The 20905-nt window shown below is 50.3% G+C and carries 21 protein-coding genes; 11 read left to right on the forward strand and 10 right to left on the reverse strand.

The window, feature by feature from the left end; genetic code table 11:
* Positions 1–78: 78 nt before the first annotated feature.
* A complete protein-coding gene (pth, locus tag M979_RS05075) occupies positions 79–666 on the reverse strand; it encodes an aminoacyl-tRNA hydrolase (RefSeq protein ID WP_064553987.1) in 588 nt (195 codons plus the stop codon).
* Positions 667–1065: 399 nt separating this feature from the next.
* On the opposite strand from pth, the gene ychH reads away from it, so the two are divergent.
* The gene (gene ychH, locus M979_RS05080) at positions 1066–1344 is read left to right on the forward strand and encodes a stress-induced protein YchH (RefSeq protein WP_034455878.1); all 279 of its coding nucleotides are present in this window, start codon (positions 1066–1068) and stop codon (positions 1342–1344) included.
* Positions 1345–1400: 56 nt separating this feature from the next.
* Here ychH and dauA read toward each other — a convergent pair whose 3' ends face one another.
* From dauA to lolB, 4 genes are all read right to left on the reverse strand, one after another.
* Complete coding sequence (gene dauA, locus M979_RS05085; RefSeq protein ID WP_064553988.1) at positions 1401–3107, reverse strand: C4-dicarboxylic acid transporter DauA; 1707 nt, start codon at positions 3105–3107, stop codon at positions 1401–1403.
* A 99-nt stretch (positions 3108–3206) separates the two neighbouring features.
* Positions 3207–4154 (reverse strand): ribose-phosphate diphosphokinase, encoded by a 948-nt coding sequence (gene prs / locus M979_RS05090; protein WP_008454180.1) that lies wholly within the window; start codon positions 4152–4154, stop codon positions 3207–3209.
* Positions 4155–4276: 122 nt separating this feature from the next.
* Entirely contained in the window at positions 4277–5146 is an 870-nt protein-coding gene (gene ispE / locus M979_RS05095) for a 4-(cytidine 5'-diphospho)-2-C-methyl-D-erythritol kinase (protein ID WP_034455877.1), read from the reverse strand.
* A complete protein-coding gene (lolB, locus tag M979_RS05100) occupies positions 5146–5769 on the reverse strand; it encodes a lipoprotein insertase outer membrane protein LolB (protein WP_064553989.1) in 624 nt (207 codons plus the stop codon). Before lolB ends, ispE begins: the two co-directional genes overlap by 1 nt.
* A gap of 205 nt (positions 5770–5974) precedes the next feature.
* Here lolB and hemA point away from each other — a divergent pair, with 205 nt between their 5' ends.
* Genes hemA through kdsA form a run of 6 tightly spaced genes read left to right on the forward strand, consistent with a single transcriptional unit; the run spans position 5975 to position 11294 of the window.
* Positions 5975–7231: a glutamyl-tRNA reductase gene (gene hemA / locus M979_RS05105; protein ID WP_064553990.1), complete on the forward strand. Its 1257-nt coding sequence runs from the start codon at positions 5975–5977 to the stop codon at positions 7229–7231.
* Positions 7232–7266: 35 nt separating this feature from the next.
* Positions 7267–8349, forward strand: a complete 1083-nt coding sequence (gene prfA, locus M979_RS05110; protein ID WP_064553991.1) for a peptide chain release factor 1 — start codon at positions 7267–7269, stop codon at positions 8347–8349.
* Positions 8349–9179 (forward strand): peptide chain release factor N(5)-glutamine methyltransferase, encoded by an 831-nt coding sequence (prmC, locus tag M979_RS05115; RefSeq protein ID WP_064553992.1) that lies wholly within the window; start codon positions 8349–8351, stop codon positions 9177–9179. The genes prfA and prmC overlap by 1 nt, the downstream gene beginning before the upstream one ends.
* A gap of 17 nt (positions 9180–9196) precedes the next feature.
* Positions 9197–9586, forward strand: coding sequence for an invasion regulator SirB2 (sirB2, locus tag M979_RS05120; RefSeq protein ID WP_034455872.1), 390 nt, complete (start codon positions 9197–9199; stop codon positions 9584–9586).
* Between the two features lie 3 nt (positions 9587–9589).
* Positions 9590–10399 carry an invasion regulator SirB1 gene (sirB1, locus tag M979_RS05125; RefSeq protein ID WP_034455871.1) on the forward strand — a complete coding sequence of 270 codons (810 nt, stop codon included), beginning with the start codon at positions 9590–9592 and terminating at the stop codon, positions 10397–10399.
* A 40-nt stretch (positions 10400–10439) separates the two neighbouring features.
* Positions 10440–11294 carry a 3-deoxy-8-phosphooctulonate synthase gene (gene kdsA / locus M979_RS05130; protein ID WP_034455870.1) on the forward strand — a complete coding sequence of 285 codons (855 nt, stop codon included), beginning with the start codon at positions 10440–10442 and terminating at the stop codon, positions 11292–11294.
* Between the two features lie 90 nt (positions 11295–11384).
* On the opposite strand, the gene chaA is transcribed toward kdsA, so the two are convergent.
* Positions 11385–12488: a sodium-potassium/proton antiporter ChaA gene (gene chaA / locus M979_RS05135; protein ID WP_034455869.1), complete on the reverse strand. Its 1104-nt coding sequence runs from the start codon at positions 12486–12488 to the stop codon at positions 11385–11387.
* 280 nt (positions 12489–12768) lie between these two features.
* Between chaA and chaB the strand changes: the two genes are divergently transcribed.
* Together chaB and M979_RS05145 are read left to right on the forward strand one after the other, a co-directional pair.
* Complete coding sequence (chaB, locus tag M979_RS05140) at positions 12769–12999, forward strand: putative cation transport regulator ChaB (protein ID WP_034455868.1); 231 nt, start codon at positions 12769–12771, stop codon at positions 12997–12999.
* Between the two features lie 225 nt (positions 13000–13224).
* Positions 13225–13920, forward strand: a complete 696-nt coding sequence (locus tag M979_RS05145; RefSeq protein ID WP_064554006.1) for a gamma-glutamylcyclotransferase — start codon at positions 13225–13227, stop codon at positions 13918–13920.
* A 61-nt stretch (positions 13921–13981) separates the two neighbouring features.
* Here M979_RS05145 and M979_RS05150 read toward each other — a convergent pair whose 3' ends face one another.
* The gene (locus M979_RS05150) at positions 13982–14227 is read right to left on the reverse strand and encodes a DUF1883 domain-containing protein (RefSeq protein WP_064553993.1); all 246 of its coding nucleotides are present in this window, start codon (positions 14225–14227) and stop codon (positions 13982–13984) included.
* A gap of 262 nt (positions 14228–14489) precedes the next feature.
* Positions 14490–14843, reverse strand: coding sequence for a DsrE/DsrF/TusD sulfur relay family protein (locus M979_RS05155; RefSeq protein WP_034455866.1), 354 nt, complete (start codon positions 14841–14843; stop codon positions 14490–14492).
* Between the two features lie 121 nt (positions 14844–14964).
* Between M979_RS05155 and M979_RS05160 the strand changes: the two genes are divergently transcribed.
* Complete coding sequence (locus M979_RS05160) at positions 14965–16365, forward strand: YchO/YchP family invasin (RefSeq protein ID WP_064553994.1); 1401 nt, start codon at positions 14965–14967, stop codon at positions 16363–16365.
* Positions 16366–16471: 106 nt separating this feature from the next.
* On the opposite strand, the gene narL is transcribed toward M979_RS05160, so the two are convergent.
* Both narL and narX read right to left on the reverse strand, forming a co-directional pair.
* Positions 16472–17122 (reverse strand): two-component system response regulator NarL, encoded by a 651-nt coding sequence (narL, locus tag M979_RS05165; RefSeq protein WP_034455863.1) that lies wholly within the window; start codon positions 17120–17122, stop codon positions 16472–16474.
* Entirely contained in the window at positions 17115–18899 is a 1785-nt protein-coding gene (gene narX, locus M979_RS05170) for a nitrate/nitrite two-component system sensor histidine kinase NarX (protein WP_064554007.1), read from the reverse strand. Before narX ends, narL begins: the two co-directional genes overlap by 8 nt.
* 307 nt (positions 18900–19206) lie before the next feature.
* Between narX and M979_RS05175 the strand changes: the two genes are divergently transcribed.
* Positions 19207–20598 carry a NarK family nitrate/nitrite MFS transporter gene (locus M979_RS05175; protein WP_064554008.1) on the forward strand — a complete coding sequence of 464 codons (1392 nt, stop codon included), beginning with the start codon at positions 19207–19209 and terminating at the stop codon, positions 20596–20598.
* The last annotated feature ends 307 nt before the right edge of the window (positions 20599–20905 follow it).

The raw sequence follows: 20905 nt of genomic DNA on the forward strand, positions 1-20905 counted from the left end.
AAATGATCATAACTTCCCACATTATACACGCAAACGGCATATAACGGGCGCAGAAATCCTCGTTGCCCGCAGTTCAGGCTAGGATTGTGCCTTAAAGGTATGCAGTCGGTTAGTAGCTTTAGTTAAACCTTCCTTTAACCAAACTTCCGTACAACGTGCCGCTTCATCTACTGCATCGTCAATCAGCTTCTGTTCGCTGAGTGGTGGTTTACCTAATACAAATCCGACAACTTTGTTTTTATCACCCGGATGGCCAATTCCGATACGTAAGCGGTGAAAGTTTGGGTTATTACCCAATTTGCTAATGATGTCTTTCAGACCATTGTGACCGCCGTGGCCGCCACCAAGCTTAAATTTTGCAACGCCTGGCGGGAGATCCAACTCATCATGTGCGACCAGGATTTCATCGGGAGCAATACGGAAAAATGTGGCCATTGCGCCAACAGCTTTGCCGCTAAGGTTCATAAACGTGGTTGGGACTAACAGGCGAACATCCTTTCCGGCAAGGTTTATGCGCGCTGTGTAACCGAAGAATTTACTCTCTTCTTTAAGCGACTGGTTGTGGCGCTGAGCGAGCAAATCCATATACCAGGCACCAGCGTTATGGCGGGTCGCCGCATATTCCGCACCTGGGTTTGCCAGGCCAACTATTAATTTAATACTCACGTTTAATTTCCTGAAAACAGACCAGAGCCGCGTAGTTTACTGTGCTCAAGGCGCGATGACAAAGAGCGAATGTGTCATCTATACCCGTCATACTTCAAGTTGCTGATGCGTTGGCTGCTCACCTTCGCCCTAGTCACATAGTTATCTGTGCTCCAGGGACTCACGCGCTTGCCGCCTTACCACTACTCGAATTATTTGGGGTATGTTTATTTATTGAATAGTTCATAGAGTGAATCATTAGAATTTGATGCTATTCAGCGAGTTATTTGTAAACTTTTGTAGTTTTTTCATTCGTTATTGTGACCGCTAACGCACATCATCCGAAGCGGTGTTGTCTATACTTTACACACAAGGAGTGGGGATTTCCCCCGCCGACCCGCGAACACCCGGAGGTGACATATGAAACGCAAAAACGCTTCATTACTCGGCAATATTTTCATGGGGTTGGGGCTTGTCGTTATGGTGGGTGGTGTTGGTTATTCCATTTTAAACCAACTCCCTCAATTCAACTTCCCGCAATACTTTGCCCACGGCGCGGTTTTAAGCATTTTTGTTGGTGCGGTTCTTTGGCTGGCGGGTGCTCGTGTAGGCGGACATGAACAAGTTGGTGACCGTTATTGGTGGGTTCGCCACTTTGATAAACGTTGCCGCCGTGACGATAATCATCGCCACAGCTAAAAAGTCTGGAAGTGAAAACGGTTCTGCTTAAGAACCGTTTTTTTTGGCAAAAAAGTTTACTCAGCCAAAGCCGCATGAATATCCGGGAAGAAAGCAAGTCGACCTGGAATCGGCTGAACACCAGCTCGTGCCAGTGTTTTAAGAGGCTGAAACTCCAGATTCGTCACCCGCAATTCGCAACCATCCGGCAGTTTTTCTACAAAGCGTTGAAACGCATCGAGGCCGCCTGCATCAAGCACCGGTACGGCATCCCATTGGAGAATGATCAGCTGGTTATTTTCAACTCGTTGGGCGAGGTCATTGAATAATCCTTCGGCTGCGGCAAAAAACAGTGGGCCTGTTACACGCAGCGCTAACACGCCCTCCGGTGTATGGATATTCACAGGGGCGAGTCGCGTCATACGCGCAACACGGCGCATGAATAGCAGTGATGCCAGTACAATCCCAACACTAATGGCAATGACCATATCGAACAGCACCGTCAACGACATACAGATAAGCATTACCACGATGTCATCTTTTGGTGCCCGTCTAAGCAGGCTCAGCACCTTATGCGCTTCACTCATATTCCATGCAACCATCAGCAGAAGAGCTGCCATGGCGGAGAGTGGTAGCCATGATAGTAATGGGGCAAGCACCAGCAATGCCATAATCACCAACAGCGCGTGAATAACCGCGGCAACAGGTGATGTTGCACCTGCGCGCACGTTTGCCGCCGAACGCGCAATCGCCGCCGTTGCCGTAATACCGCCGAAGAATGGCGCAATAATATTGCCCAGCCCCTGGCCAATCAGTTCACTGTTGGCGTTATGTTTAGTGCCGGTCATGCCATCTAACACTACGGCACACAACAGCGATTCAATCGCGCCGAGCATCGCCATGGAAAATGCAGCAGGGAGAAGGGTACTAAGTGAATCCCAACTGAGCGTAAAGTTCGAGTCAGGGATGTTCCAGGGCAGCATCAATTGCGGCAGTAATTGCGGTATGCCGTTGCCTTGTGTGCCATCAGCCAGGACATAGTGGAAACGAGAGCCGATGGTTGCCACATCGAAACCTGCGGCATGGACAACAGCCATTACCGCACAGCCTGCCAAAAGTGCGGGTAAATGGCCCGGCAAACGGATACCCAGACGCGGCCAAAGAATCAATACTGCGAGCGTTACCACACCTATCGCTGCATCACCGAGATTAAGAGTGGGCATCGCCATGGCTAACTCCGCCACTTTATTGAGGTAATGTTCCGGCACGTGTTCCAGCGTCAGACCAAAGAAATCCTTTACCTGCATAGTGGCGATGGTGATCCCAATTCCGGAAGTAAAACCGAGCGTCACAGAAAGTGGGATGTATTCAATAAGACGGCCAAATCTCGCCAGCCCAAATAAAATCAGAAACACGCCAGACATCAGCGTGGCAATCAGCAAACCGGCAAGGCCAAACTGCTGAGCGACCGGATAGAGGATAACAACGAAAGCCGCTGTCGGCCCCGAAACGCTGAATCGTGAGCCACCGCTTAACGCGATAACAATTCCGGCAATAGCCGAGGTATATAGACCATACTGTGGGGCAACACCGCTGCCGATAGCCAGAGCCATCGCGAGTGGGATGGCAATAATCCCAACGGTAATGCCGGCAATAATATCGCGACTAAAACGGGAGACTGTGTATTTCTCGCGCCAACAAGCGTCTACCAGAGCGCGGAAAGGTAATACAGAAGAAGATACGTTTTTCACTTTGATTCCATCCGTGAGCGCATCATCTGTCATTTCTGGGGGGGCATGGCAGGTGAAGGAGGCATTTTCTAAACAAATAGGTGCTGTAAAAAGAAAAAACCCGCCGCAGCGGGTTTTTTAATGCGAGTTCGATTAGTGCTCGAACATCGCAGAGATTGATTCTTCATTGCTGATACGGCGAATTGCTTCAGCCAGCATACCGGACAGAGTCAGGGTGCGGACGTTTGGCAGCGCTTTGATTTCGTCAGACAGTGGGATGGTGTCACATACGATAACTTCGTCGATAACGGAGTTACGCAGGTTGTGGACCGCATTGCCGGAGAAAATCGGGTGAGTTGCATATGCAAACACACGTTTAGCACCACGTTCTTTCAGCGCTTCAGCTGCTTTGCACAGAGTGCCGCCGGTATCGATCATATCGTCTACCAGTACGCAATCACGGCCAGATACATCACCGATGATATGCATAACCTGAGAAACGTTAGCGCGAGGACGACGTTTGTCGATGATAGCCATGTCGGTATCGTTGAGCAGTTTTGCGATAGCACGAGCACGCACAACGCCACCGATATCTGGAGAAACCACGATTGGGTTTTCCAGGCCGATTTGCAGCATATCTTCAAGCAGGATTGGGCTACCGAAAACGTTATCTACAGGTACATCGAAGAATCCCTGAATCTGTTCTGCGTGCAAGTCCACGGTAAGAACACGGTCAACCCCAACACTTGAGAGGAAGTCAGCAACCACTTTCGCGGTGATTGGCACACGGGCAGAACGCACACGGCGATCCTGACGAGCATAACCAAAGTAAGGGATAACAGCAGTGATACGACCTGCAGAAGCACGGCGCAGGGCGTCTACCATAACAACCAATTCCATCAGGTTGTCATTCGTTGGTGCACAGGTGGACTGGATGATGAAAATATCACCACCGCGTACATTTTCGTTGATTTGTACGCTTACTTCTCCGTCGCTAAAACGACCGACGGCGGCGTCACCAAGGGAGGTGTACAGGCGGTTGGCAATACGTTGTGCTAGTTCCGGGGTGGCGTTACCAGCAAAAAGCTTCATATCAGGCACGAGAAAAACCTCAGGCATGCGTCCAGTGGCGGATGGTGTTACCGCAGCTTATGCGGGCGGGGTAACGCCATCCAGGCGGTGTATAAAGAGCTTGATGCAACGTCTGAAACAAGGTGACGTTGTCACCAATACTCAGCTTGCCCGGATATGGCCTGATGCAGCGGGGAGACATTAACGCCTCGCGCAACAAACCCATGCAGCCATTCCGGGGCTTGCTTAAGCACCTGGCGGGCAGCGTCCTCGGTGTCAAATTCAGAAAACACACAAGCGCCGGTGCCGGTCAGGCGCGACGGCGCGTATTCTAACAGCCAGGAAAGCAGCTCATCAACCTTACGAAAACGTTTTCTTGCGATAACCTCACAATCATTACCAAATTCACAATTTAATAACGTGTCAATTGATCTGATCGGGGTGTTTCGTGGTAGCTCCGGATCTTTAAAAATGACCGGTGTGGGAATACTGACTCCGGGATGTGCAACAAGGTACCATTTTTCCGCTGGTGAAACCGGCGTAAGCTTCTCACCAACACCCTCTGCGAAAGCGGCAAAGCCACGGACAAATACCGGCACGTCAGCACCGAGAGTCACCCCCAGGGCAGCCAGCTGATCTTCAGTCAGGCCGGTGTTCCAGATATGGTTAAGCGCTACCAGAACTGTTGCCGCATTTGAAGAACCACCACCCAAACCGCCACCCATTGGTAGCTGTTTTTCAACGCTGATATCGGCTCCAGCACCTTGCGGCAATGAACCCATCAGCAATGCTCTGTCTTGCAATAATCGGGCGGCCCGGACAATCAAATTTTCTTCATCTGGCACACCTTCAATCGGTGTCGCAAGACGAATTTGACCATCGTTTCTCGGCTCGATGGTGATTGTGTCGCCATAATCGAGGAACTGAAATAAAGTTTGTAAATTATGATAGCCGTCCTCACGACGACCCGTGATATACAAAAAAAGATTCAGTTTTGCCGGTGATGGCCAACGCTTTCTCATTATTTAACCGTCCAGCTGTCCATTTTGAGTTTGATGCGTTGATCCCCTTCGCGCAGTTCCATATTTGACGGCAGGGCAGGTTTCACTGAGTCGTCATAATCACTGTAAACCACTTTCCAGGTTTTACCGTCTTGCGTGTAGTTGATTTCGCTCAGACGATACTCCGAGTCGATTTTATAGTCGGTCGCCTCGCCTGGCAGGCCGAGGATCCATTGGCGCAGGCTGTTTAGCGGGATTGGCATACCGGTCAATTTACCAATCATCTCTTCGGCGTTATCAGCAACGTATTTTTTACCATTACGGTCAGTCAGTTGCACCACGCCAGGTTGCGCATTCAATTCAAGCTCAGTACTGCCCAGTGGGTTAGTCAGCAGCAAGCGATAGCGTTCTGGCGTAGTTTGTTGCCAGTTAAAACGCGCATATACTTTTTGCCTATCGGAAAGATAAGCAAAAGCACCACGCGTCTGATATTGGGTGATTTTTTGTACTTGTTGCTGGTGTTGTAACCATTGCGGAGAGTCAGGACTTTTTGCCGGACCGCTTGGTTGATGAACAGAACAAGCAGCCAAAACAAGGCTTGCCAGTGGCGCAAGGCGCAGCAGACGGGCTTTCGTCATAAACATAGTGGCAGCGGATCCTTCTCATTAATTTTAGTTGTTAACTGTTTATGCTAGCGGTGGCAAGCGAGGTCGTCTACGTTCAAGTTGTCTTAAATCATTAATTGCGGTGATACCCCCCAAGGGGGGGCTCCCTTTTATTGACTGCGCGCATCCTGTATGATGCGCCGAGTTAATCCTTATCAACATCGGTATTACTCACAGCCGCTCAATGACCCTTTTAGCTCTTGGCATCAACCACAAAACAGCTCCAGTGTCGTTGCGAGAACGTGTTACGTTTTCGCCGGATACACTCGACCAGGCGTTGAACAGCCTGCTTAACCAGCCAATGGTACAGGGTGGGGTGGTGCTGTCGACGTGTAACCGTACCGAGCTATATCTGAGTGTTGAAGAACAGGAAAACCTCCACGAACAACTGGTGCGTTGGCTTTGTAACTACCACAACCTTGACGAAGAGGAAGTGCGTAAAAGCCTTTACTGGCATCACGATAATGAAGCGGTAACGCATTTAATGCGCGTTGCCAGCGGTCTTGACTCCCTGGTGCTCGGCGAGCCGCAAATCTTAGGGCAGGTCAAAAAAGCCTTCGCAGACTCCCAGAAAGGACATTCGCTTTCCAACGAACTGGAGCGCATGTTCCAGAAATCCTTCTCGGTTGCCAAGCGCGTACGAACCGAAACTGAGATCGGTGCGAGTGCTGTGTCCGTAGCCTTCGCGGCCTGTACCCTGGCACGCCAAATCTTTGAATCCTTATCGACCGTTACTGTTCTACTGGTCGGTGCGGGTGAAACAATTGAACTGGCCGCACGGCACTTGCGCGAACACAATGTCCAGAAGATGATCATCGCAAACCGCACGCGTGAGCGCGCTCAGGTGCTGGCAGACGAAGTTGGTGCAGAGGTTATTAGTCTGAGTGACATCGATTCCCGGTTACAGGAGGCTGATATTATTATCAGCTCCACCGCCAGCCCGTTGCCTATTATTGGCAAAGGGATGGTAGAACGAGCCTTGAAAGCTCGCCGTAACCAGCCGCTTTTATTAGTTGATATTGCCGTACCACGCGACGTAGAGCCTGAAGTCGGCAAACTCCCGAACGCCTATCTCTACAGCGTTGATGACTTGCAAGCGATCATCCAAAGCAATCTTGCACAGCGCAAAGCTGCCGCAGTTGAAGCTGAAACTATCGTTGAGCAGGAATGCAGTGAATTTATGGCCTGGTTGCGCGCTCAAAGCGCCACAGAGACCATCCGCGAATATCGCAGTCAGGCTGAACAAGTTCGTGATGACCTGGCTGCCAGGGCTATCGCTGCTCTTCAACAGGGTGCCGATGCCGAAACCGTTCTCCAGGATCTGGCGTGGAAATTAACTAATCGCCTGATCCATGCACCAACCAAATCGCTTACGCAGGCTGCCCGTGACGGGGATGAAGAACGCCTGCAGATTCTGCGCAACAGCCTCGGGCTGGATTAGCAAATAAACTCTTATTACAAGGTGAAACACCGCCCATGAAGTCTTCTATCGTTGCCAAACTAGAAGCCCTGCAAGAGCGCCATGAAGAAGTTCAGGCGCTTCTTGGAGATGCATCCACCATAGCCGACCAGGACCGTTTTCGCGCTTTGTCCCGCGAATACGCCCAGTTAAGCGACGTTTCCCGTTGCTTCCTGCAATGGCGCCAGATTCAGGAAGATATTGAAACCGCACAAAGCATGCTCGACGACCCAGAAATGCGCGAAATGGCGCAAGAAGAGTTAAATCAGGCCAAAAGCGACAGCGAAGAATTAGAACAACAACTGCAAGTGTTGTTGTTGCCAAAAGACCCGGATGACGAGCGTAACGCATTTGTTGAAGTGCGCGCAGGTACGGGTGGTGATGAAGCGGCAATCTTTGCTGGTGACTTGTTCCGCATGTACAGCCGTTACGCGGAGTCGCGTCGCTGGAAAGTCGAAATTCTTAGTGCCAACGAAGGTGAGCACGGCGGCTTCAAAGAAGTGATCGCCAAAATCAGCGGTGACGGTGTGTATGGTCGCCTGAAATTTGAGTCCGGTGGCCATCGCGTACAACGTGTTCCTGCGACAGAATCCCAGGGGCGTATTCATACTTCAGCGTGTACCGTTGCAGTAATGCCAGAGATTCCTGAAGCGGAACTACCAGATATCAACCCTGGTGATTTACGTATCGACACCTTCCGCTCCTCGGGTGCGGGCGGCCAGCACGTTAACACCACCGATTCTGCAATCCGTATCACCCACTTGCCAACAGGCATCGTGGTGGAATGTCAGGACGAACGTTCACAGCATAAAAACAAAGCCAAAGCGCTTTCTGTGTTGGGTTCACGTATCCGTGCGGCTGAAATGGCTAAACGTCAGCAGGAAGAGGCGTCAACGCGTCGTAACCTGCTTGGCAGTGGCGATCGTTCAGACCGTAACCGCACTTATAACTTCCCGCAAGGCCGCGTAACCGACCACCGTATCAACGTGACGTTATATCGTCTTGACGAAGTGATGGAAGGCAAGCTCGACGGACTTATTGAACCTATCGTGCAGGAGTTCCAGGCAGACCAACTAGCGGCGCTGTCTGAGCAGGACTAATGGATTTTCAACACTGGTTAAAACAGGCAATTGCCCAGCTTGAGGATAGTGAAAGCCCGCGTCGTGACGCGGAAATCCTGCTGGGTTTTGTCTGCGGGAAAGCGCGAACCTTCATTCTGGCATTCGGTGAAACCGAATTGACTGTAGAGCAACAGCAACAGCTGGATGTTTTGCTGGCGCGCCGTGTGAAGGGGGAGCCCATCGCGCATCTGGTGGGTGAGCGTGAATTTTGGTCGCTGCCGCTGCGTGTCTCTCCTGTGACGCTCATCCCACGCCCGGATACGGAATGCCTTGTCGAACAAGCCCTCGCCAGAATGCCCACAGCCTCATGTTCCGTGCTGGATTTAGGCACGGGTACAGGAGCAATTGCTCTGGCGATTGCCAGCGAGCGCCCGGATTGTGATGTGACAGCTCTTGATCTGGTCCCTGAGGCAGTAGAACTTGCGCGCGATAATGCGAGCCGCCTCGGAATAACCAATGTTAAGGTCTTGCAAAGCAATTGGTTTAGTGCGCTCAATATCCAACGTTTCTCAGTGATAGTCAGCAACCCGCCTTATATTGACGAGGAAGATCCGCATCTTTCACAGGGTGATGTTCGTTTTGAACCGCGTAGCGCTCTGGTGGCAGATAATCACGGCTTAGCAGATTTACGCGTTCTTGTGGAGTCAGCTCGCAATTTCCTTGAGCCTGGTGGTTGGTTATTGCTCGAACACGGTTGGCTTCAGGCCGCTCAAGTCCGCGAATTATTTACAGAAGCAGGATATACCGAGATACAAAGCTGTCAGGATTACGGTGGTAATGACCGTCTGACAGTAGGACGCTATTTCTAAATAAGGAACTGAGCCAAATGGCAACTTACTTCGCGCTCAAGCATTTGCATATTCTGACGGTCTTCATTTCCGTGACCCTGTTCGTTTTACGCTACTGGTGGCAATACCGTGAATCAGCCATGTCAAACAAGCGCTGGGTGCGCATTGTTCCGCATGTGAATGACACCGTGTTGCTGGTCAGCGGCATCGCTCTTGTGATGATTACGCATTTCTATCCCTTCACGCCACAAGGTGCATGGCTGACTGAGAAGCTATTTGGCGTTATTATCTATATCGTTTTAGGGTTTATCGTGCTGGGTAAGCGCCCACGCAGCCAACAGATTCGGTGGTTTGCCTTTCTGCTGGCCCTGGTGGTGCTTTACATCATCATTAAACTCGCCACCACAAAAATACCATTATTGGGGTAAGTCATGAGGTCGTTAGCCGATTTCGAATTCAATCAGGCGCCGTTATGCGAGGGCATGATCTTAGTCTCGCAACTGATCCGTGATGATTTCCCGGCAGAAGAAGTGCGAGCACAACTGGAAAGCCTGGCGAGCCTTGCGCGTGAAGAGATCTGCGAAGGTCTACACCAGGATGTGCAGCTCGAAAAATTAGTCGAACTGTTTTATGGCACCTGGGGCTTTAAAGACTCCAGTGGCATTTACCGTTTATCCGATGCCTTGTGGCTCGATAACGTATTGACCAAGCGTCAGGGCAGTGCAGTGTCGCTGGGTGCTATTCTACTGTGGATAGCCGACCGTCTTGATATCCCGTTGAATCCGGTCATTTTTCCCACTCAGCTGATTTTACGCGGCGACTGGATGGACGGTGAAATGTGGCTCATCAACCCATTTAACGGTGACACGCTTAATGAACACACGCTGGAAGTGTGGCTGAAGGGTAACGTCGGGCCGACTGCCGAACTGTTCGATGAAGATTTAGATGAAGCAGACAACGCGGAAGTGGTGCGTAAATTACTCGACACCATGAAGTCCGCGCTGATGGAAGAGCGTCAGATGGAGTTGGCACTGCGCACCAGTGAAGCCTTGCTCCAGTTTAACCCGGAAGATCCTTATGAAATTCGCGACCGTGGCTTGATATATGCTCAGCTCGATTGCGAACATGTGGCACTCAACGACCTCAGCTATTTTGTTGAACAGTGCCCGGAAGACCCAATAAGCGAGATGATCAAAGCGCAAATTAACTCTATTTCGCAAAAGCAGATCACTCTGCACTGATGCCAAATTTTTAAATGTTTCCCAACAAGGCGAGATTAAGATGAAACAGAAAGTCGTAAGCATTGGCGATATTAACGTCGCAAACGACCTGCCATTTGTACTGTTTGGCGGCATGAACGTGCTGGAATCACGTGACCTGGCGATGCGTATTTGTGAGCACTATGTCACTGTGACCCAGAAACTGGGCATCCCTTACGTATTCAAAGCGTCTTTCGATAAAGCTAACCGCTCATCCATCAAATCTTATCGTGGTCCAGGCCTCGAAGAAGGGATGAAGATTTTCCAGGAGCTGAAGCAAACTTTCGGTGTGAAAATCATCACTGACGTTCATGAAGCAAGCCAGGCACAACCTGTTGCGGATGTGGTTGATGTGATTCAGTTGCCAGCTTTCCTGGCTCGCCAGACTGACCTGGTTGAAGCGATGGCGAAAACTGGCGCGGTTATCAACGTCAAAAAACCACAGTTTGTAAGCCCTGGCCAAATGGGTAACATCGTTGATAAATTCCACGAAGGTGGCAATGATCAAATCATTCTGTGTGACCGCGGTGCGAACTTCGGTTATGACAACCTGGTTGTCGACATGCTGGGCTTTAGCGTGATGAAACAAGTGTCTAATGGCTCACCGGTTATCTTCGACGTAACTCACGCTCTGCAATGCCGCGACCCGTTTGGCGCAGCATCTGGCGGCCGTCGTGCTCAGGTTGCTGAATTGGCACGTGCGGGTATGGCAACTGGTCTTGCAGGCCTGTTTATCGAAGCGCACCCGGATCCAGATAAAGCACGTTGTGATGGCCCATCAGCACTGCCACTCGCAAAACTCGAGCCGTTCCTTAAGCAAATCAAAGCTATTGATGATTTGGTGAAGAATTTCGAGCCGCTGGATACCAGCAAGTAAGTACGAATTAATGGCGGATGGCGTTGCCATTAGCCACCAAACAAAAAGCCCTTCTCTCACGAGAAGGGCTTTTTTTTATGATATGACCCGTCAGGCAAATATCGTCATCAGATAAGCGGCAAACAGTGCCAGATGCGCGGTGCCGTTGAGCACATTGGTGCGCCCTGTCGAGAACGAAATCTGGCACAACACCAATGACGTCAACATCACGACCAGCTCCGGCATTCCTAAACCAAAGGTCAGGTCGTTGCCCGTTAGCATAGCAATCAGTGTCACAGTTGGAACCGTCAGCGAGATCGTCGCCAGTACAGAGCCGAAGAACAGGTTCATTGCGCGCTGAACCTGATTATTTAGCACCGCTTTTAGCGCCCCTAAACCTTCAGGGGAGAGAATTAACAACGCTATCAGGAAGCCGGTAAATTGCGCAGGCGCATTGAGCGTCGAGAGCAATGACTCCAGTGGTACTGCGTTCATTTTCGTGACGGCAATAACTGCTATCAGATGTACGATCAGCCAAATGGCATGCCAGACGCTACTGTGCGCCGATGGTTTACCATGATGCGGGTCGTCGTCGTCAGCCTCGTCTTCATGTTCGTAAACAAACAGGCTTTGGTGCGTTTTGGTCTGAATCAATAAGAACACGCCATACATTGCAGCAGAAATGGCCGCAGCCATTAATGCCTGCCCGGTACTAAAGTTACCTTCTGGCAATGCAGTCGGAAGCACCAGCACAATGACTGCGAGTGGGAACAAAGCAATTAAGTACTGTTTGATTCCAAACAGATTCATATATTGCGTCGCGAATTTGCGTCCACCTAACAGCAACGAGAAGCCGACCAGACCGCCGGTCACAATCATGATGATGGAGTACAACGTGTCACGCATCAGTGTCGGTGCTGCGTCACCGGTTGCCATTAATGCGGAAATTAAACTTACTTCAAGAATAACAACGGAAAGGCTAAGAATGAGAGAACCGTAAGGTTCACCTAAACGGTGCGCGAGTACGTCTGCGTGACGAACTACGCTAAATGCGCTACTTAAAATGCCCACCAGGGCCAGAATATTGATCCCAATAACCGCTGGAAAAGACTGGCTTCCTCCCCACATCACCAGTACGACCAGCGCTAATACCGGGAAAATGAGCGAACTCTCCTTATGACGGGTTTTCACCGCCTCATGTTGTGTTTTGGTCAAAATGCATCTCCACCTGTGCAGGCATTAAGCTATTTATTGATTATAGTCGGACATTATGTCCCCGTTAAAATAGCAAAGAATAGACGTTTTCTGAAAAAATTTACTCAGTTTTACCGCTTAGGCGGTAATGGCTTTTATGATGAGTAAAAATAGGTGTTTACTCATATTAATCAATATAAAACATAATGATATGTTTTTAATAAACTCAATTATTGATTTTAACTGGCAGGATCGGACCTCATGTTTCACACTTTATATTTACCTGATTCAGGATAACGTAATGCCTTACAAAAGCCGAAATGACCTCCCGGAAAGCGTACAAAATGTCCTTCCCGCTCATGCCCAGGATATCTACAAAGAGGCGTTTAACAGCGCGTGGGATGAGTACAAAGATAAAGAAGACCGGCGGGATGATGCCAGCCGTGAAGAAACCGCCCATAAAGTTGCGTGGGCTGCCGTGAAACACAGTTACCAAAAAGGTGATGATGATAAATGGCATAAGAAAACTTAAACCTTACATAATGTATTGATACTCATCCACAAACATCTCCGCACACTTCAGTATGGCAAGTTAATATGACATTTTTATTGTTTTGTGATCGTCATCAAACTTGCCAGCGTGTCGCTAATTGCTTATGTTCACAGATATACTGCTCTAATAGTAAGCAGTAACTAAAAAGCCCGGAAGGCGCATCTGACGTAGTCACACGGAAGTTTGCAGTGGCGGAGGTGTATGGTGTTAACGCGTGATTTCTTAATAAAAGCAGATTGTAAGACAGCTTTTGGTTCCATTGAGGAATCGCTGTTGTGGACCCCTGAGCAGCGCTCGGCATCACTCGCCGCGACGCTCGCTTGCCGTCCAGATAGCAGTCCCGTATGGATTTTTGGCTATGGTTCTCTGATGTGGAACCCGGCATTCGAATATGAAGAGTCAGCGGCAGGTACACTTGTTGGCTGGCATCGGGCCTTTTGTCTGCGTTTAACTGCAGGGCGTGGAACTGCTTGCCAGCCTGGCCGCATGCTCGCCCTGAAAGAGGGCGGGCGCACTACCGGGCTTGCTTACCGCTTGCCAGAAGCCATTCTTGAAGACGAACTGACGCTGGTGTGGAAGCGTGAGATGATCACCGGATGTTATTTGCCTACCTGGTGCAAACTCGAGTTGGATGATAGTCGCGTGGTGAATGCGTTGGTGTTTATTATGGACCCGCGTCATCCACTCTATGAAGCTGATACGCGTGCTGACATTATCGCGCCGCTGATTGCTGCCGCCAGTGGCCCATTGGGCACCAACGCCCAATATTTGTTCTCGCTGGAACAAGAGCTGATAAAGCGGGGTATGCACGATGATTGTCTTGATGAACTGGTGAGTAAAGTCAGAGACTGGTTACAACCTAAAGGTGAGGATGGGGAGTTTCAGCCCGGTTTTGCCTGACCATTCCTGAACCTCATCCCGTAAAAAAGTAGCCCTCATACAGAGGGCCGGGATGAGGTTTTTATGCTGCTACATAACTGATTGAGTGCTCAAGCGATTTACTGTGGCTATCAATCAACACTTTCCACGTCCCGCTGTACGGCACCGTCAAATAAGCAGACTGCTTATCTTCCACGCTCAAAATATCGGCCTGCGGTTTACCCGCAGAAGTAGTGTCGCTCATCAAATGAATATGGCTTTTGTTTGAACAGTGAACCACCACGGTGTCACCGCCGAAAAGATGCAAACTGGCTTTCACTACTGACATTTTTATACTCCGCTATCACATCAAAGTTAGACATCCATGCGTCGGGTTATCCTTGCAATCAGTGATGCTGCTCACAAATCACACTTTATGCATAACACCAGACCCGAGCTTCAGAAATGCTGACTTTGATCAAAAAATACCATAACGATTAAACAAAAATGCAGATGCACCTGAAACCATTCAGCTGACGGTTTTTTATACGGTTAATTAGCGTCAGGTCATCATTAAATTTGGTTGCTGGCCTCAGTTATAAGCTCGTTTTTTAGAACGTTAAAACCTTATCAGCGCTCAGTGTCCACTCCGCTAATTCCACCAACGTACCAATTTCCACGCCATCAGCCAGTGGCAGTGCCGTAATGCCACGCCCATCGGTGCAAGTCTTACACAATTTCACCGGCACATTTTGCGCCGTCAGGATCTCAAGCATCTGTTGGATGTTATATCCCTCAGCCGGTTTCTGACCGCGTAATCCTGCAGTCACGGCATCAGACATCAAAAACAATTTCACTTCTGGCTGAGGCTGCTGGTCGCATAATGCAATCGCCAGACGCAGGCTGTTAAACAAAGATTCGCTGCCGTAAGCAGCCCCATTAGCAATAATCACAATCTTCTGCATTTTCTCTCCTTGCCTTATCAGGCATAACTGTTGTGCGTATCCTACATTGAGTGTTATCCGAAATCAGCAGCCAGGCTGTACGTTACTGAAATCCGGAAATACAGTATGTTATAATTTCCAGATGTTTAGAAAAGCTGTTCCATTCGTCACCCTACCATTAGCACTCCTCAGCATGGGAGGGGCTGCCAGTACCCCGCAGACCTTTATCGAGAAAGCCGAAAACCCATTCGCTCCATCTACCCAACAGCTTCCCGATATGGGCATTGCACCAGAAACCGACGCGGCGGCGCGCAAAATAGCCGCTATGGCGAAGAAATTTGGTGAAGACAGCATGGTCGATAATGGGCTGGATACTGGCGAACAGGCACGTTTATTTGCTTTCGCCCGCTTACGAGATGTATTGGCAGACAAGGTTACCAGCGAAGCCGAATCGTTATTGTCGCCTTGGGGTAAAGCGAACGTTAATCTGCTGGTGGATGAGCATGGCAACTGGAACGGCAGCGGCGCCTCGCTGTTTACGCCTTGGGAAGACAACAACCGTTATCTTACCTGGAGCCAGGTGGGTTTTACTCAGCAGGATAGCGGTGCGGTTGGCAATATCGGCGCCGGGCAGCGTTGGGTCGCGGGGCAATGGTTGCTAGGTTATAACGCTTTTTATGATCAGCAACTGGCTAATAATCTTCAGCGTGCCGGATTCGGCGCTGAAGCCTGGGGTGAATATTTGCGCCTGTCTGCGAACTATTATCAGCCTTTATCTGGCTGGCAATCAGGAAACAGCGAAACGCTGGAGCAGCGCCTGGCACGTGGCTATGACGTGACGGCACAGGCATGGTTGCCGTTTTATCGCCATATCAATACCAGCGTTAGCCTTGAGCAATATTTTGGTCAAAGCGTTGATTTATTCGATAGCGGTACCGGTTATCGCAACCCCGTTGCGGTAACGATGGGCTTAAATTACACGCCAATTCCGTTGCTAACGTTAACCGCGCAGCATAAGCAGGGCGAAAGCGGCGTTTCGCAAGATAACCTTGGCTTCAAAGTCAATTATCGCTTTGGCGTTCCGGTGGAAAAACAACTTTCTGCGGCGGAAGTCGCGACCACCAGTTCACTGCGCGGTAGCCGTTATGACAATGTGGAACGTGATTCCCTGCCGGTGGTGGAATATCGCCAGAAGAAAACGTTGTCGGCATTTTTAGCCACGCCGCCCTGGGAATTACGCAGCGGTGAAACGGTGGAGCTTAAGCTCCAGATCCGCGCCAGTCACAATATTCGCAGCGTGACCTGGCAGGGCGATACTCATGCGCTCAGTCTAACGCCACCAGCGGATAACCGTGATACCAGAGGCTGGAGCATGATTATGCCAGCCTGGAACAATGAAGGACCAAACGAGTATCGTCTGTCGGCAGTTATCGAAGATGATAAAGGCCAGAAGGTAACATCTAACTGGATTACGTTGAAACTGGCGGAGCCTTTAGTTATCAGCCCTGCAGAAGATCCGCGTTACGAGTTAATAGGGGAATAAACGCTGATGTCGGATGACGCTTGCGCTTATCCGATCTACGATTTGACTCGGTTTTGTAGGGTGGATAAGCGCTTGCGTGTCATCCACCATCGTCCTCGTGGCTAGCTTAAAATATACGATCCTGATGTACCCACACTGCTGCTTCAACACGGGATTTCAACTTCATCTTCTTCAGCAAATGCTTAACGTGTACTTTCACCGTGCTTTCGGTGATATCCAGGCGGCGAGCAATCATTTTATTCGGCAAACCCTGGGCGATATGTTTGAGAATATCGCGTTCGCGAGGCGTCAGCAGATTTACGTCCCGATCGGAGGTAGCGCGGTTGGCTCGTAGACTTGCCGCCAGCACTGGCGTTAGCGCTTCGCTCAGCACCATCTCACCGGCTGCTGCTTGTTGCAGCGCTTTGAGCAAATCTTCGGGTTCCATATCTTTTAACAGATAGCCGTCAGCCCCTCTTTTCAGGGCGGTCACTACATCTTCTTCATGATTGGAAACGCTGAACACAACGATGCGGCCTGACAATGGTTTCTCACGCAGGCAATCGAGTGTTTCCAGACCATTCATGCCCGGCATATTCAAATCCAGCAGAATTAAATCCGGGTCGAGTTCTTCAGCAAGTTGCACACCTTGCTCTCCGTTGCCAGCTTCACCAACGACCGCTAGTTCGGGGGCCATACTGATGAGCTGCTTAACGCCAGTGCGCAGCATGGGATGATCGTCGATCAACAAAATGGTCGAGGCTTCCGGGTTATTCATGATCTGCTCCTGTAGTTATTTCGGGGATAAAGCTGACGATAACCTGAGTGCCTCCGCCTGGGCGCGCACCTACCTGGCAATCACCTTTCAGGCTTTGCGAACGATCTCGCATAATAATTAATCCGTAATGATTACGGCGGTCACCATTGTCGGGAATACCCCGACCGTTATCCCATATGGTTAAGGTAATTTGGTTTTCATGGTAGATCACGCTGACTCCACATGCGGTCGCATCGGCGTGTTTCAGGCTGTTATTAAGCGCTTCACGGGTGATTTGCACCAAATGAATCGCCTGATGTGACGGCACAAGGCGCGGTGGCAACTGGTAATCAAGATTTACCGGGAAGCCCAGCTTTTCACTGAATTCGCAGCAGCTTGCTTCAAGTGCCGGGCGCAGCCCTGGTTCGGTTAATTGCAGTCGGAAGGTGGTCAGTAACTCCCGTAATTGCCGCCATGAGGTGTTCAGTTCGCTGCGCATCTGGCCAAGTAGCGTCTGCATTTCGGCAGGTAAAGCCTCGCCCTGCATTTGCAGGCAGCTAACCTGCATTTTCAGGCAGGAGAGCGATTGTGCAATGGAGTCGTGCAGTTCACGGGCAATTGCGGAACGCTCTTCCATCACCACAAGTTGCTGCTGGCGTTCGTACTGTCGCTCAAGCGCCAGAGTGGCGGTCAACTGCTCCATCAGCGTTAAAATCAACTGCTGCTGATCGTGCGTCAGGCTGCTGCCAACCGGTAATTGCGCAAGTACCAGGCCATATTGAATGTGGTTGTCGGTCAAACGCCACTTTTGAGTGGTGGTCTCGCAAGGCTCTAACACCGGCCCGCGTGGGCAAAGGTCACAACCCAGGGCTTCGCAACTGCTGTCAGGTTGATAGGTAAATTCTTCGTAATTCTCTTCGTCTTCATATTCATAGACGCGCAGCTCGATATTCCGCAGCGGTGTTAAATGCTGTAATTCGCTAAGTACTGGAGACAGACGCTTGCAGAGTGGCGCCTGCGAATGCAGACGACGGTTAGCCTGATAAAGAAACGACAGTATCTGGTTTTTCTGCTCAAGCCCGGCGGTTTTCTCGCGCACGCGCTGCTCAAGACTTGCGTAGCTGCCAGCCAGTTCCGAAGACATGCTGTTCAATGAAAGGCCCAGCGTGGCCATTTCGTTACCACCGGGAATATTCACACGATGGGTAAAATCCCGGTGACCAATAGCCCGCGACATCGCTAATAATTGCCGCCATGGACGTAAAAGCCGTTTACGTAGCCAGATGACGGTAAAAATAATCAGCAAGCCCATTACAGCCGCCATACCCAGTTGTAGCTGGATAACTCGGTGCAGACGAGCTTCAGTGGTGTGATCAAAAATGGTCACCAGTTGATCAATGCGCGAGACGAAACTGGCGACGTGGGGCTGAACCTGGTCGGGATTTTGCGCTTGACGCAGCGCGGGCCCTAACTCTTCACGCCAATATTTTTGTAGTGCGGCGAGCTTTTCTTGCTGCCCATCCCGCAGCGCGGCGACCTGCAGATCTTCGCTCCAGGCGGTTTTTTCCATCTCCTCGAATAGCGCATTGTCTTTTTCGCTAAGCGGGATAGCGGCCAGCAGGCGGTAGCTTTGCATGCGCATAGAACCGGCTTTATTGATAGCGTGCGCATTGCCCAGAATGCCTTGCCCCAGCCAACCTGCGAGACTCATTCCCGCGACACCCAGCAACGCCAACACAAGCACAATTAATGCCAGTTGGTTAAACAGAGTGAGAGGGGATAGCAGGCGCTTTAATATTGACAAGTGAACTCCGGGGCGATGGAAAGCCAGGGCGGTATTCTCAGACATACCCTGGAGTATACCCATACCCCTTAGGGATTACCTACAAATTGCCAGAGGTGGCATGTCGTCGTGTAAGACCTCAAATACCTGTTATCAGCCATGTGAAAAGTCAGACAATTTTCCTTTTTTAATCTTACCCACAAAGAGTGATGGTGATTTTTTAAGCGCTATTCAGATGGCTTATCCCTTGATTCACATCAACTTTTATTCGCCATTAGCACCTAATGTGGCGGCCATTACTCTCACTCTTTATGAGGTGTTTATGTCTCAGTCTCCCGCGAATAGCCAGAAAACGGGATCGCTTATTACCGAATGGCGTCCAGAAGAGCCTGCGTTTTGGCAAACTAAAGGTCACCCGATTGCCCGTCGCAACTTATGGATTTCCGTTCCTTGCTTGCTGTTAGCGTTCTGCGTATGGATGTTGTTTAGTGCGGTTGCGGTGAACCTGAATAAAGTGGGTTTTAACTTCACCACCGACCAGCTCTTTATGTTGACTGCACTGCCGTCAGTTTCTGGTGCCTTGCTGCGCGTCCCGTATGCCTTCATGGTGCCGGTATTCGGCGGCCGCCGCTGGACGGCGTTCAGCACCGGGATTTTGATTATTCCATGCGTGTGGTTAGGCTTTGCTGTGCAAGACCCAACTACGCCGTTTAGCGTGTTCATCACCATTGCTTTGCTGTGTGGTTTTGCAGGGGCAAATTTTGCATCCAGCATGGCGAACATCAGCTTCTTCTTCCCGAAATCAAAACAGGGCGGGGCGCTGGGTCTTAACGGTGGTCTGGGTAACCTGGGTGTGAGCGTAATGCAATTACTTGCTCCGCTGGCGATTTCGCTTTCCATGTTCGCCGTATTTGGTGGTACGGGCGTTGAGCAAGCAGATGGCTCCATGCTGTTCCTGGAAAACGCGGCGTGGGTGTGGGTACCGTTCCTGGCGATTCTGACCATTGCGGCCTGGTTTGGCATGAACGATTTGGCCACATCTAAAGCGTCTTTAAAAGCGCAGTTGCCGGTACTAAAACGCGTTCACCTGTGGATTATGGGGCTGCTTTACCTGGCAACATTTGGCTCGTTTATCGGCTTTTCTGCCGGTTTCGCGATGCTGGCTAAAACTCAGTTCCCGGATGTGAATATTCTGCATTTCGCCTTCTTCGGCCCGCTGATTGGTGCGCTGGCACGTTCTGCGGGTGGGGCGATTTCTGACCGCTGGGGCGGGACGCGTGTTTCACTGTATAACTTCATCGTGATGGCGGTATTTAGCGCATTGCTGTTTACCACGCTGCCACACAACGGCGTCGGTGGTAATTTCATCGCGTTCTTCGGCGTGTTCCTGATGCTGTTCCTGACGTCAGGCCTGGGAAGTGGTTCTACCTTCCAGATGATCTCTGTGATTTTCCGAAAATTGACTATGGACCGCGTGAAAGCGCAGGGTGGGAGCGAAGAGCAGGCGCTGCGTGAAGCGGCTACTGATACCGCTGCTGCATTGGGCTTTATCTCAGCGATCGGTGCGATTGGCGGCTTCTTTATTCCGAAAGCATTTGGGACTTCATTGGCACTGACTGGCTCCCCAGCGGACGCTATGAAAGTCTTCCTCGTCTTTTACATTATTTGTGTGGTGATTACCTGGGCCGTGTATGGCCGCAAATCAGCACAGTAACCTTTTGACCTTTTGGTTATCCCTTGCGCGGCTTCGGTCGCGCTTTTTTTTACGCCAAATTTGTGTGGAGCAAGGCTCTAAAAGGAGCACTTACCCCTTAATACCCGCAGGGTGGATTTACTACTCCTTGCCTACAAAAACAGACTATTTAACACGTTAAATATCAATAATTTAAATATAATTCAGCGAATGCCACTTTGGTGGTATGTCTGCCATTTTGGGGCTTAACATCCTTATCCTCAGTTGATCGTTATCAATTATCCCGCCATATGAGCGAGTTACCGTGCCCGCAATTCAGCAATGTCGT

The organism is Buttiauxella noackiae ATCC 51607 (assembly GCF_001654865.1).
Lineage (GTDB): Bacteria > Pseudomonadota > Gammaproteobacteria > Enterobacterales > Enterobacteriaceae > Buttiauxella > Buttiauxella noackiae.